General features: G+C 70.9%; 11 protein-coding genes and 1 pseudogene. 6 read left to right on the top strand and 6 right to left on the bottom strand.

Features of this window, described 5'->3' with window-relative positions:
* Positions 1-131 precede the first annotated feature (131 nt).
* A complete protein-coding gene (locus tag OHN19_RS01480) occupies positions 132-947 on the bottom strand; it encodes a helix-turn-helix transcriptional regulator (protein ID WP_330262313.1) in 816 nt (271 codons plus the stop codon).
* Between the two features lie 72 nt (positions 948-1,019).
* On the opposite strand from OHN19_RS01480, the gene OHN19_RS01475 reads away from it, so the two are divergent.
* Positions 1,020-1,736 carry an SDR family oxidoreductase gene (locus tag OHN19_RS01475; protein ID WP_330262312.1) on the top strand — a complete coding sequence of 239 codons (717 nt, stop codon included), beginning with the start codon at positions 1,020-1,022 and terminating at the stop codon, positions 1,734-1,736.
* Between the two features lie 12 nt (positions 1,737-1,748).
* Here the strand turns inward: OHN19_RS01475 and OHN19_RS01470 are convergent.
* The 3 genes and pseudogenes from OHN19_RS01470 to OHN19_RS01460 all read right to left on the bottom strand — a co-directional run bounded on the left by OHN19_RS01470 (position 1,749) and on the right by OHN19_RS01460 (position 3,901).
* Positions 1,749-2,591 (bottom strand): annotated as a pseudogene (locus OHN19_RS01470) (IS5 family transposase).
* A 100-nt stretch (positions 2,592-2,691) separates the two neighbouring features.
* On the bottom strand, positions 2,692-3,255 hold the full coding sequence (locus OHN19_RS01465) for an MBL fold metallo-hydrolase (RefSeq protein ID WP_330262311.1): 564 nt from the start codon (positions 3,253-3,255) through the stop codon (positions 2,692-2,694).
* 34 nt (positions 3,256-3,289) lie between these two features.
* On the bottom strand, positions 3,290-3,901 hold the full coding sequence (locus tag OHN19_RS01460; protein ID WP_330262310.1) for a TetR/AcrR family transcriptional regulator: 612 nt from the start codon (positions 3,899-3,901) through the stop codon (positions 3,290-3,292).
* A gap of 152 nt (positions 3,902-4,053) precedes the next feature.
* Between OHN19_RS01460 and OHN19_RS01455 the strand changes: the two genes are divergently transcribed.
* The 4 genes from OHN19_RS01455 to OHN19_RS01440 all read left to right on the top strand — a co-directional run bounded on the left by OHN19_RS01455 (position 4,054) and on the right by OHN19_RS01440 (position 8,879).
* Positions 4,054-5,706, top strand: coding sequence for an amidohydrolase (locus OHN19_RS01455; protein ID WP_330262309.1), 1,653 nt, complete (start codon positions 4,054-4,056; stop codon positions 5,704-5,706).
* A gap of 80 nt (positions 5,707-5,786) precedes the next feature.
* Positions 5,787-7,274: an APC family permease gene (locus tag OHN19_RS01450; protein ID WP_330262308.1), complete on the top strand. Its 1,488-nt coding sequence runs from the start codon at positions 5,787-5,789 to the stop codon at positions 7,272-7,274.
* Positions 7,275-7,537: 263 nt separating this feature from the next.
* Positions 7,538-8,269, top strand: coding sequence for a hypothetical protein (locus tag OHN19_RS01445; protein ID WP_330262307.1), 732 nt, complete (start codon positions 7,538-7,540; stop codon positions 8,267-8,269).
* 67 nt (positions 8,270-8,336) lie between these two features.
* Positions 8,337-8,879, top strand: coding sequence for a hypothetical protein (locus OHN19_RS01440; RefSeq protein WP_330262306.1), 543 nt, complete (start codon positions 8,337-8,339; stop codon positions 8,877-8,879).
* 191 nt (positions 8,880-9,070) lie between these two features.
* Here OHN19_RS01440 and OHN19_RS01435 read toward each other — a convergent pair whose 3' ends face one another.
* Both OHN19_RS01435 and OHN19_RS01430 read right to left on the bottom strand, forming a co-directional pair.
* Positions 9,071-10,192, bottom strand: coding sequence for an acyl-CoA desaturase (locus tag OHN19_RS01435; protein ID WP_330262305.1), 1,122 nt, complete (start codon positions 10,190-10,192; stop codon positions 9,071-9,073).
* A gap of 7 nt (positions 10,193-10,199) precedes the next feature.
* Positions 10,200-11,258: a ferredoxin reductase gene (locus tag OHN19_RS01430; protein ID WP_330262304.1), complete on the bottom strand. Its 1,059-nt coding sequence runs from the start codon at positions 11,256-11,258 to the stop codon at positions 10,200-10,202.
* A gap of 87 nt (positions 11,259-11,345) precedes the next feature.
* On the opposite strand from OHN19_RS01430, the gene OHN19_RS01425 reads away from it, so the two are divergent.
* A complete protein-coding gene (locus tag OHN19_RS01425; protein WP_330262303.1) occupies positions 11,346-12,488 on the top strand; it encodes a helix-turn-helix domain-containing protein in 1,143 nt (380 codons plus the stop codon).
* The last annotated feature ends 4 nt before the right edge of the window (positions 12,489-12,492 follow it).

The following is a 12,492-nucleotide window of genomic DNA, read 5'->3' as shown; positions in this document are numbered from 1 at the left end:
CACGACCCCGACTAAGAGGCCGTGAGATAGGCGGCGTGGAGAGCCTCAGGATCAAGGTGGGCATAGGCCCGAGAGAGCATGTAGTTGCGACGCTCTGTGACTGCTGGGGAAACCTGTGCGCGTCTTCCGTTTCAGGTCGTCTGCCTGGCCAGCCTGTGCAGGGCGCGCGAGGCGGGTGATCCGGGGTCGGCCGTGATCAGGACGACTTCTTGGTCTTCCTCGGGTACGAGCAGGACGTCACAGTTCAACCGCAGACTGCCGGCTTCCGGGTGGTCGAGCGTCTTGGTGCGGTGCCCGGGAGCGTGGACCGGACGCGCCTGCCAGATCTGCCGGAACTCCTCGCTGCCGGCGTCCAGTTCGGTCAACAGGGCGGTCAGCTGCGGGTCGTGCGGGTAGCGGTCGGCGGCCCGGCGCAGTCGCGCCACCACGATGTGCCCGAACTCCTCGGTGGTGGAGCTCTCGTGCATCCGCGCCTGGTCCAGGAAGCGGCGCCGGGCCAGGTTCGTCGTCCCGCCTGCGAGGTCGCCGCCGAGCAGTGCCTGGGCCAGGGGGTTCCAGGCGACGACCCCGTACGCCGCGTCGGTGACGATGGCAGCGGTCTCCGGTAGCCGCTCCAGCATCCGTGCCACGTGCGGGCGTACCCGCCGCACGACATTGCTGCCGGGCGGCGGGTTCGATCCGGCCAGACGGAACAGATGACTGCGCTCGGCCGGCGTGAGCCGCAGCGCCTGAGCCAGCGCGTCCAGGATCCGGGCCGACGGCCGCGGTCCGCGCGCCTGCTCCAGCCGCGTGTAGTAGTCGACCGACATGTGGGCGAGGCCCGCCACCTCTTCGCGGCGCAGGCCCGGCGTGCGGCGGGCGGTGCCCGTCGCCGTCAGGCCGATCTCGTGCGGGCGCAGGCCCGCCCGGCGGTCCCGCAGGAAGCGGGCCAGCTCCTGCCGCGCCATGCCGCCTCCCGCCGCTTGCCTGGTACAGGTTGTCCCTGGCAGGGCGCCCACCGCCAGAGGACCGTAGTTGCCATGAACGATCGCACAGCTCTGGTCACCGGTGCCAACAAGGGCATCGGCAAGCACATCGCCCAGCTGCTCGCTGCTCAGGGCCTCACCGTGTACGTGAGCTCCCGCGACCCGGGGCGCGGACAGCGGGCCGTCGAGGAGATCGGCGCCGACGCCCGGCTGCTGGTCCTCGATGTGACGGATCCCGACGGCATCGCACGGGCCGCGGCTCAGGTGGACCGCCTGGACGTGCTGGTCAACAACGCCGGCCTCGCACCATCGTTGGCCTCGCCGGCTGACACCGGCGTCGAGGAGTTCCTGCGCGCATACGAGACCAACGTGTTCGGGGTGGCGGCGGTGACCAATGCCTTCCTGCCTGCCCTGCGCCGGTCCCCGCACCCGCGCATCGTCAACATCTCCAGTGGCACCGCGTCGCTGACCTGGAGTGCGAACCCCAATCCCCAGTTCACGCCGGGAAGCGGTGGCGCCGCCGCCTACCGCTCGTCCAAGGCCGCCCTCAACGCCCTTACCGTCTTCTACGCCCAGACGCTGGCCGAGGATGGCTTCAAGGTCAACGCGCTCGCCCCCGGCCTGCGGGCCACCGATCTCACCCCCGGGGCCGCCGCTGCCGGCGGTGACCCGGCCGAGGCAGCGCGGGGTGCCCTCCGCCTGGCCCTGCTGCCGGACGACGGCCCCACCGGTGGCTTCTTCTCCTGGGACGGAACGCCCGTGCCCTGGTGAATTGGTGATCAGTCACCGGCAGCGCCGGGGGCGGGTGTCCCAGCGGTGGGTGGTCCAGGCTCGGCGGATGAGGCTGCGGACGATGATGATCGTGCCCGCGAGGTCGAAGAAGGCGTTGACGACGGTCGAGCGGCGCTCGTAGCAGCAGGCAACGCGGTGGAAGGCGTTCTGCCAGGCGTGGGTGCGTTCGACATGCCACCGCTGACTGGCCCTGGATCGGCGCCTTCTCGCCCTTGTGCGCGATGCGGCCGTGCAGGTTGCGGGCGGCGAGCTCGGTGCGGGTCCTGTCCGAGTCGTAGCCGGCGTCCAGGTGCACCGTGATGCCGTCGGGCAGCGGCCCCAGGTCGACCAGCAGGTCCGGCGTCGGCGCGAGCAGCGGCGAGTCGTGGCGGTTGGCCCCGGCCAGGACCCGGCCGAGCGGGATCCCGTATCCATCCGTCATGCCTGAGCGTTTCAGGCCCTGTTTGCCGCGGTCGACCGGTGAGCGCCCGGCAACCTCGCCGCCGCCGGGGGCCTTGGTGATGGAGCCGTCAACGGCGATCTGGTCCAGTACGAGCCCGACGATCCGGTCGTAGGACTCCAGCGCGATCTGCTTGAGCCGGGTGAAGACGCCGAGCCGGATCCACTCGTCACGGCGGTTGCGGATGGTGGTCGCCGAGCAGGTCGTATCGGAGATCGCCTGATACGAGCAGCCGAACCGCAGGAGCTGCAGCAGTTTGTCGAACACGATCCGGTCGCTGATGCGGGGCCGGTGGCACCCCAGCGGGTGGGACGGATGACCTTCGGGCGCTCGGGTAGCAAGGCAGCGAATTGGTCCCAGAGCGGGCCGGTCAGCCATGACGGCGGCACGGGCACAGGTTCCCCCGGTGATCACAGAGCGTCGCAACTCCATGATCACGGAGACCTGTGCCCGCCTCGCTGCCTGGGTACCCCACCCCGCCCATCCGCGCGGGTTCTAAACGGGCGTAGCCCCTGAAGGCGCGAAGGGCGCGCCATGACCGGGCACGATCAGGGTCGGACCAAGCGCCAGGACCTTCTCCCTGGAGGAGCGCAGCTGGGCGCGGTCGGGTGCGAAGGGGTCGTCGGCCGGGCCGTGTTCGCCCCACCACAGGTGGGTGAGGACCACCAGGCCCTGGTCGGTGCTGACGAGCGTGCTGACGTCCTCCGCAGTGTGGCCGGGGGTGGTCATCAAGGTGATGGAGGGGGAGAGCGCGAAGCCGTCGGCCGGCCGGTCCTCCCAGATGTCGTCGCGGTAGACGGCCATGTGGTCGTGGAAGCGAGCGCGGGGGAAGAGGGCCGCGTTGAGTGTGTGGTCCGGGTGGTGGTGGCTGAAGATCACGTCGGTGATCTGCCGGACGTCGATGCCGCGTTCGGCGAGGGGATCGAGGATGAGCCCCCGGTCGGCGACCATGCCCGGGTCGACGACGGCCAGGGTGTCGCCCTCGGTGAGGAGAGTGACCGTACCGGCGACGCGATCATGGGCGTATCCCGTGGTGAGGACATGGAACGAGGCGGTCATGATCGACTCCCTGGGGTGTGGGCTGCGGCGGCGGTCAGCGGTCGAGCAGGTCGCCGAATCCGGTGAGAAGGGCGCGCAGTCCGAGCTCGAACGCCCGGGTGGCGCGGCTGTGGTCGGCGGGGGTCTGGTCCAGTACGGCGCTGAGGTGCGGGGCCGTGTCGCGGGCGACGTCGGAGACCATCACGGGCGGCGCCACCAGGTCGAGAGCGGAGCCGAGCACGAAGCTCTCCAGCGCGGTGATCAGCGGCATGACGTCCTGCGCGGCGAAGCCCGCCTCCAGGAGCAGGCCCGCGACCTTCTCGTACATCTCGTGCATGAAGGGCTCGGCGAGCGGGGCGGTGGCCAGCAGCGGGACCGCTCCGGGGTGGGCGGCGAAAGCGGCGAGGTAGGAGCGGGCCCAGCCTTCGAGAGCTACGGCCCACGGCTGTGACCAGTCCTGGGTGTCACCGGTCGTCAGGGCCAGCTCCTCGCGCATGAGCGAGATGATCTCGTCACGGCCGGCGACGTGGTGGTAGAGCGCCGACGGGGCGACGCCCAGGGCCTTGGCCAGGGCGGGGATGGAGAAGGTGCCCTTCTCGTCGGCCAGGCGCAGTGCCGCGGCACCGATGCGCCGGCGGTCCAGCAGGGGGGTGCGCGGCCGTCCCACGGTGGCTCCTCGTCGTCGTGTGCCGTAATCCAGACTTTACCGAATGGCATTCAGTAAAAGTCTTCCCAGTCGTCGGGGCGGCGCCTACATTACCGGAAACCGAACACCTTTCAGTTATGTGGTCGGTCGAGGGAAAGGCACTGCCACACGCCATGCACGCCGACATCGTCTTCATCGCAGGGACCGTCCGGACCGGGGACGCGGACACGCCCGTCCACGACGCCCTCGCCGTCACCGACGGCCGGATCACCGCCCTGGGCGCGGACGCACTGGCGGCCAGGGGGCCTCGTACGGAAGTCGTCGATCTCGGCGGGGGAGCGCTGCTGCCGGCGTTCGGCGACGGTCATGTGCACCCCGTCATGGGCGGCCTCGCGCTGGGCGGGGTCCCGGTCCGGGGCACGGCGAGCGTCGAGGAGATCGTCGAGGCCGTACGGCGCTGGGCCGCCGAGCACCCGGACGCGGAGTGGATCACGGGGGACGGCTTCGACCCGTGGCTCGCCCCCGACGGCCGGTTCGACGCCAGGTGGCTGGACGCCGCCGTACCCGACCGCCCCGTCGTCCTGCGCACCATGGACCACCACACCGCCTGGGTGAACAGCGAGACACTGCGCCGGGCCGGTTACACGGCTGACACTCCGGATCCGGTGGGCGGGGAGATCCTGCGCCGGGACGGGAGCGCGGAGCCGCTGGGCACCTTGCGCGAGTTCGGGGTCCTCGGCCCGGTCCTCGCCCTCATCCCTCCGGCCACCCACGAGGCCCAGGTGGCCGCGCTGCGCGAAGCCGCCGCCCGGTTCGCCGCGGCCGGCGTGACCTGGGTGCAGGACGCCTGGGTCGAACCCCACCAGGCCGACGTCTGGGTCACCGCCGCGACCACCGGGCCCGGACTCCCCGTCCGCGCCGACCTCGCCTTCGTCCTCGAACCCGGCGACTGGCGCGAGCGGATCACCCGGTTCGCCGCCGACCGCGACCGGGTGGAGAGCTCCGCTCCCGGACTGGTGACCGCCCGGACGGTGAAGTTCTTCGCCGACGGTGTCATCGAGTCCGGCACCGCCGCCCTGCTGGAGCCCTACGCCGACTGCCCGCACTCGCACGGCATCGCCAACTGGACCCCCGCGGAACTCGCCGAAGCCGTCACCGCCGCCGACGCGCTCGGCTTCCGCGCGCACCTGCACGCCATCGGCGACGCCGGCGTACGGGGCGCCCTGGACGCGATCGAGTCCGCCGCCCGCGCCAACGGCGCCCGGGACCGCCGTCCGGTCGTCGCGCACGCCCAGCTGATCGACCCCGCCGACCTGGCCCGCTTCGCCGCGCTCGGGGTGATCGCCAACCTCCAGCCGCTGTGGGCCCAGCCCGACCCCCTGATGACCGAGCTGACCCTGCCGAGGATCGGCCCGGAACGCGGCGCGCGGCAGTACCAGATCGCCGCCCTGCTCGCCTCCGGCGCCCGGCTCTCGTTCGGCAGCGACTGGCCGGTCACCGCGCACGAACCGCTGCGGGGCATCGCCACCGCGGTGACCCGCCAGACGCCCGACGGCCAACCCGCGGGCGGCTGGCTCCCCGAGGAGCGGATCGACATCCGCACAGCTCTCGCCCTGTACTCCGCGGGATGCGCCCACCAGGCGTTCGAGGAGAAGGAATGGGGCGTCCTGCGCCCCGGCATGCGCGCCGACCTGGTGCATCTCGCCGCCGACCCGGTCGGGACCGCCCCCGGTGACCTCGCACAGCTGCCCGTCCTGGGCACCTGGCTCGCGGGCCGTCGCACCCATGCCGCCGCTTCCCAGCACACGGGCGCCGGGAGACGATAGCCCCCTGTCGTCACCACCGGCCCGTGTGTCTCCGACATCCCACCCACTCGCTCGACCACACGCACCACGCGGAGACCCTCATGACCGAGCCCCTCGTCCCCACCGCTCCCCAGCAGCCACCCTCGGCCACCGGCGCCGACCCGAGCCCTCACCTGCAACGCGGCTCGCTCGGCGTCGCCGACATCGTCTTCTTCGTCGTCGCCGCGGCCGCCCCGCTCACCGTGATGGCCGGCGTCGCGCCCCTGGCCATCCTCTTCGGCGGCATCGGCGCCCCGGCCGCCTATCTCGCCGTCGGCGTGGTGCTGGTCCTCTTCGCGGTCGGCTTCACCGCGATGACGCCGTACATCCGCAACGCGGGTGCCTTCTACTCGTACATCGCCCGCGGTCTCGGGCGTCCGGCCGGGCTCGGTGCGGCGCTGCTCGCGGTCTTCTCCTACAACTCCCTGCAGATCGGCATGTTCGGGGCCTTCGGCTTCTTCGCCTCCACCACGGCCAACGACCTCCTCGGCGTCGACCTGCCCTGGCCGGTGTACGCCTTCGCGGGGATCGCGGTCGTCTGGCTCCTCGGGTTCCGCTCCATCAACCTGGGCGCCAAGGTCCTGGCGGCGCTGCTGATCGCCGAGACCGCCATCCTGGCGCTGCTCGCCGGCGCGGTCCTGGTCAAGGGGGGCGCGAGCGGGCTGACCTTCGACTCCTTCGCCCCCTCGAAGGTCTTCGTCTCGGGGATGAGCGGGCCGATCGGTCTGGCCGTCGCCGCGTTCATCGGCTTCGAGGCCACCGCGATCTACCGCGAGGAGGCCCGCGACCCCGACCGCACGGTGCCCCGCGCCACCTACCTCGCGATCGGCTTCCTCGGCCTCTTCTACGCCTTCATCTCCTGGATCATCGTGCAGGCCTTCGGCAGTGACCAGGCCGTGGCCGCCGCGGCGAAGAACCCGGCGGAGATGTTCTTCACCGCCATGACCCAGTACGTCGGCGGCTGGGCCAGCGACGTCCAGCGCGTCCTGATCGTCACCAGCGTGCTCGCCGCCCTGCTCGCCTTCCACAACGCCATCACCCGGTACGTCTACGCCCTTTCCGCCGAGCGGGTCGCCCCCGCCTCGCTGGGCCGTGTGCACCCCAGACACGGCTCGCCGTGGGTGGCCGGCGTCGCGCAGAGCGTCCTGGCCGCCGTGGTCGTCGCCGTCTTCGCCGCGATCGGCGTCGACCCCTACACCAAGTTCTTCCTCTGGGTGAACACACCCGGTGTGGTCGGCATCCTCGTCCTCCAGGCCCTGGCGGCCTTCGCGGTGGTCGCCTTCTTCCGCCGCAACAGGGCCGAGCACGGCGAGGGGCCCGTCCGCACCCTGGCCGCGCCCGCCGCGGCCGGCATCCTCCTCACCGCCGCCACCGTCCTGGTCTGCCGCCGCCTGGACCTGTTCACCGGCGCCGGCCCGGCGGTCAACTGGAGCCTGGTCGCACTCACGCCGGCGGTGTTCCTGGCGGGCGTCGTCTACGCGGTACGCATCCGCCGCACCCGGCCCGAGGTCTACGGCAAGCTGGCGACGACCGACGTGGACAGCGTCTGAGCCTTGGCGTGCACGGTCCCCTCGACCGTCCGCTCCTTTGCTGTACGGCGGTCCCGCCGGCCGGCCCGACGCCGGGCGCGGGACCGCCCTGAGGCATGCGCGCCCGAAATCGAGGCGGCCCACGCGGAAGTCGCGCGCCCATGACTTCTCAGCCGCAGCAGGAGACCGGCGTGGCGCCGCCCGGCCGGCAGGCCGACGATCACTGCCGCTATGACGCCATGGACCGGACATCGGGGTCGCGGCCGTACGGCTAGCCTGCGGGAATGTCGTACGAGTTGAACGCCGTCATTGGACGTTTCGACCTGCTCAGGAGCCGGACCGCCGCGATGGGGGCAGAGGTGGTCGCCCCGCTCCGGCAGGGCATGGGACTGGTGCCGGTCACGATGATGTCCCCGTCCTTCGAACAGGCTGTGAGGGCGTGGTCGCAGGGCGGGCCGGTCGCCTGCGTGGAGGCGGACTTCCATGGCGGGGACGGGTACCAGACCGCTGCCGTATGGCACATGGGCGCGGTGGTGTGGGGCCCGGTCCATGCCAAGGATTTCACCCGCCCACGGGAGAGCTGGCCGATCAATGGCGCGCTCGCCCAACTCGATGTCGTCGTGAGCGCCTCCGAGGAAGCCGAGGGCCATGATCTGTTCCGGGTGCTGGGGCTCGGATGGGAACAGGACCTGGAGGGCTGGCAGTCGGCCGGCCGGAGGGCCCGTTGGGCGGCAACCTACGACGACTGGCATCAGGAACAGCTGGCGGAGCGGGAGAGAGCGGCGCGTGCCGCCGCGGAGTCGGAGAAGTACAGGAGGCTCCCGGATGTTCCGGTGGCCCTGGACGGCAAGGCGATCATGAACCTGCTCGACCTGCCTCCCGGCCCGCTGATCGGCGCGGCCACACGCCATCTGCAGGAACTGCATCTGGAACGCGGCCCGTTGTCGCGGGACGAGGCCGTCACCCGGCTGAGGGCCTGGGCTGTAGGGCAGGACATGGGCCACAGCAGCGGGTGACCGGCCAAGTGGCCGGCTGCTGCGGGACCGGCGAGGGGCGGGGGCTCGTGCCGAAGGCGTCGGTGGCATGATCCGCGCCATGGATCAGGTCCCCTACTCGGCTTCGTGGCTCTCGCAATGGCGTGAAGAGATCACGGATGCGCTGAGCTGCATGATCTTGACGTTCAAGCAGACCTACGGCTACGAGCCGGGCACCAACGAAGTCCGGGACGCCGATGAAGAGGACCTTCGGGCTGCCCGCGCATACAGCCAGGAGCCCCTGGGATGCGAGGATCTGCTGACGTTCTACGAGTCGTTCGGAGAAGTGGTGTTGCCAGACGTCGGCAACGGCTGCTTCATCCACTCGGCGCGTGACGTCCTGGACAGACTGGCAGAGCACGGCGCCGTCTTCCTTCCAGAAGCCGATGACCCCCACGGCATGGTGATCGCTTCGAGCGGCGGCGGCAACCTGTACGTCGCCGACTGGGGCGGCGCGATCCACCGTTCTCGGACCGCCTCCATGGAGGACGCGGAGTTCGACCGGATCGCGGACAGCGTGCCGGAGTTTCTTGCCCACATGCGCAACTGCGTCGTCCGCTTCGTGAGGACGGGAGCGACCGGCGAGTTCTAGCGATCAATCGGGCGGGACAGGGGCGGAGCCCGCAGCATCGGCCGGGGCCAACCTGGTTGACATGGCGGGTTGTCGGACCGGCCAACCGCACGGAGTGTCGGCCACCGGGTTGCCCCGGCAGCCGACACTCGCCGTACGACGACACTCGGCCGTCCCGTCGGACGGCCGAGAGATCCCGACCCTCCCGGGACTCAGGCGGCGACAAGCTCCTTCTCGCGTTCCGGCGTCTTGACCACGGGCTCCTTCTTGTTCGGCAGCGAGAGCCGGAAGACCTTGCGCCACGCGGAGAAGACCTGCTTGGGCAGCGGTCCGGTCACGTACTCCAGCTCGTACTTCTCGAACAGAGCCCGCACCTTCACCGCGACCTCTGCGTACCGGTTGCTCGGCAGGTCCGGGAACAGGTGGTGCTCGATCTGGTGCGAGAGGTTGCCGGTCATGAAGTGCATGGCCTTGCTGCCGCTGATGTTCGCCGAGCCCATCATCTGGCGCAGGTACCACTGGCCGCGCGTCTCGCCCCGGATCGACCGGCGCTCGAAGACCTGCACGCCCTCGGGGAAGTGCCCGCACATGATCACCGAGTGGGACCAGACGTTGCGGACCAGGTTCGCGGTGAACGTCGCGGCGAGCGTGGGGAGGAACGACGGGCCCGACAGCAGCGGGTGGATCACGTAGTCCTTGAGCACCTGCTTGCGGATCTTGCGGCCCACGGCCTTGGCCCGCGCGCGGAACTCCGGGTTCTTGCGGCGGCGCTTGTGGAGGTTCTTGCCGAGTTCGAGGTCGTAGGCCGCGATGCCGTACTCGAAGAAGCAGGCGTTGATGAAGTTCCACAGCGGCTGGCCGAGGTGGAACGGGTGCCATTTCTGGTCCTCGTCGACGCGCATGATGCCGTAGCCGAGGTCGTTGTCCTTGCCGACGACGTTGGTGTACGTGTGGTGCAGCTCGTTGTGCGAGTGCTTCCACTGGTCGGCCGGCGAGACGTGGTCCCATTCCCAGGTGGTGGAGTGGATCTTCGGGTCCCGCATCCAGTCCCACTGGCCGTGCAGGATGTTGTGGCCGATCTCCATGTTGTCCATGATCTTCGCCACGGACAGCCCGGCGGTGCCGATCACCCATGCGGGCGGGAACATCGAGAACAGCAGCACTGCCCTGCTGGCCAGTTCGAGCTTGCGCTGCGCACCGATGACCTTCCGGATGTACGCGGCGTCCTTCTCGCCGCGGCCGGCGATCACCTCGTCGCGGATCGCGTCCAGCTCGCGGCCGAGCTCCTCGATCTGCTCAGCGGTCAGGTGGGCGGTGGGGTCGATAGCGGTCAAGGGGTTCCTACCGTTCGATGTCGCAAGGGCCCGCCGCGGCGGACACACAGGTCTGGATGAGGACGCCCGGCTCGGCCTCGGTGATCTCGCCGGTGCGCAGGTCGCGGACGGCGCCCGCCTTCAGGGGTGAGACACAGCCGAAGCAGATGCCCATACGGCACCCGGAGGGCATGAGCACACCGGCCGCCTCGCCGACGTCCAGCAACGGCGTGGCGCCGTCCGCGTCGACGGTCGTGCCGGTGGTGCTGAAGGTGACCTCGCCGCCGCCGTCGCCGGCGGCGACGATGGTGGGGCGGAAGCGTTCGGTGTGCAGGCGCTCCGGGACGCCGTGGTCGCTCCAGTGCTTCTCGGCGGCGTCGAGGAGGCCCGCGGGCCCGCAGGCCCAGGTCTCGCGCTCGGCCCAGTCGGGCACGAGTGCGTCGAGGCGGGCGATGTCCAGCACGCCGTCCGTGTCGGTGTGCACCTCGGTGAGCCGCAGCTTCCCGTCCGCGACCAGGTCGTGCAGTTCGCCGCGGAAGATCACGTCCTGGGGCCGTGGCGCGCAGTGGACCATGACGACGTCGTCGAACTCGGTGTCGCGCAGCATGCCCATGACGGGCGTGATGCCGCTGCCGGCCGTCAGGTAGAGCACCTTGGCGGGCTTGGCCCGCGGCAGTACGAAGTCACCGGTCGCCTGGTCGAGCTGGATCAGCGTGCCCGGTCGCGCCCTGCGGACCAGGTGGTTGCTGACCTTGCCGTCCGGGATCGCCTTCACGGTGATCGTGACGCGGCCGTCCGGGCGGTCGGTCGGCGAGGTGAGGGAGTAGGCACGCCACAGGCGCACCCCGTCGACGTCGACCCCGATCCGCACGTACTGACCCGCAGTGTGGCCGCGCCAGCCCCGTCCCGGTCTGATCACGATGGTCGCGGCGTCACCCGTCTCGGGGTGTACGGCCTCGATGCGCCCCCGCAGGTCAGCACCCGCCCGCAGCGGGCTGACCAGGTCGAGGTAGTCCGACGGCAGCAGCGGCGTCGTGACCATCTCCAGCAGTTTCCACGCCCTGCTGCGCAGGGCAGTACTCGTCATGACTCCAGCTTGCTGTGCCTCAGGGCGTAAAGTCCTGACCGAAGGACGTAAATCTGGTGGGCTGAATTGTTCGCAGGGAATAGATCCGTGAGTCATGTGACGCAGAGGGCCAGCGAGCTGGCCCTGGATGAGACGACGGTCACCGTACTGCGGGCCGCGTTGAAGACCACCGCCGACGAGGTCGTCCAGGCGATCATCGACGAGGTCCCGCCCTACGCCAACGCGCTCTCGGGCCACATGGGCGCCACCATCCGCCGGGCCGTGCGCACGGCCTTGGGACATTATCTCGACCTGGCGAGCGGGAACGCCACGGGCGGTGACGGCGGTGACGCGGCCTACGAGCTGGGCCGTGGCGAGGTGCGGGACGGCCGTTCGATGGACGCTCTGCTCAGTGCCTACCGCGTGGGTGCCCGCGTGGCCTGGCGATGCCTGGCGGCGGGCGCCGTACCCGCGGGTCTGCCCGCCGCCGAGGTCGCCAAGTTCGCCGAGCTGACCTTCGCCTACATCGACGAGCTGTCCGCCGCGAGCGCGGCGGGCCACGCCGACGAACTGGCCGCCCGCGGCCGGGCGCACGAGCGCCACCTGGAACACCTGGCCCGCGACCTCCTCGCCGGCGCGAGCCCGGACGTACTGCTGGCCTCCGCCCAACGGGCCGGGTGGCAGCCGCCGGTTTCGCTGACCGCGGTCCTGCTGCCCGCCGCCCAGGCCCGGCCCGCCTACCGCACCCTCGAGGCGACCACTCTCGTCCTGGACGATCTGCCGGACTCCACCGGTGTACTGCTCGTCCCCGACGCCGACCGGTCACATCTCCTGCGACAGCTCACCGAGCGCCATGCCGTGGTCGGCCCGGCCCGGCCATGGACGCGTGCGTCCGCGTCGTACGCACGAGCCCTCCGGGCGCGCCTGCTCTCCGCCGACATCCGCGACACCGAAAACCACCTGCCCGAGCTGGTACTGAGCGCGGACAAGGACGCGTTCGCGGATCTGCGTGCCCGCGCCCTCGCACCGCTCGCAGCGTTGCCGAGTGCGACCGCGCGGCGGCTGGAGGAGACGTTGCGGGCGTGGCTGCTGCACCAGGGCAGACGGGAGGAGGTGGCGGCGGCGCTGTTCGTCCACCCCCAGACCGTCCGGTACCGGATGTCACAGCTACGGGAGCTGTTTCCGGATCTCGCGTCGCCGCACCGGGTCCTCGAACTGACGCTGGCGGTCGGTCTGGAGGCCGCCGATTGACGCG

The sequence above is a fragment of the Streptomyces griseorubiginosus genome, from assembly GCF_036345115.1.
Lineage (GTDB): Bacteria > Actinomycetota > Actinomycetes > Streptomycetales > Streptomycetaceae > Streptomyces > Streptomyces griseorubiginosus_C.
The sequence above is the reverse complement of the archived record's forward strand: the minus strand, read 5'-3'. Positions and strand labels throughout refer to the sequence as shown.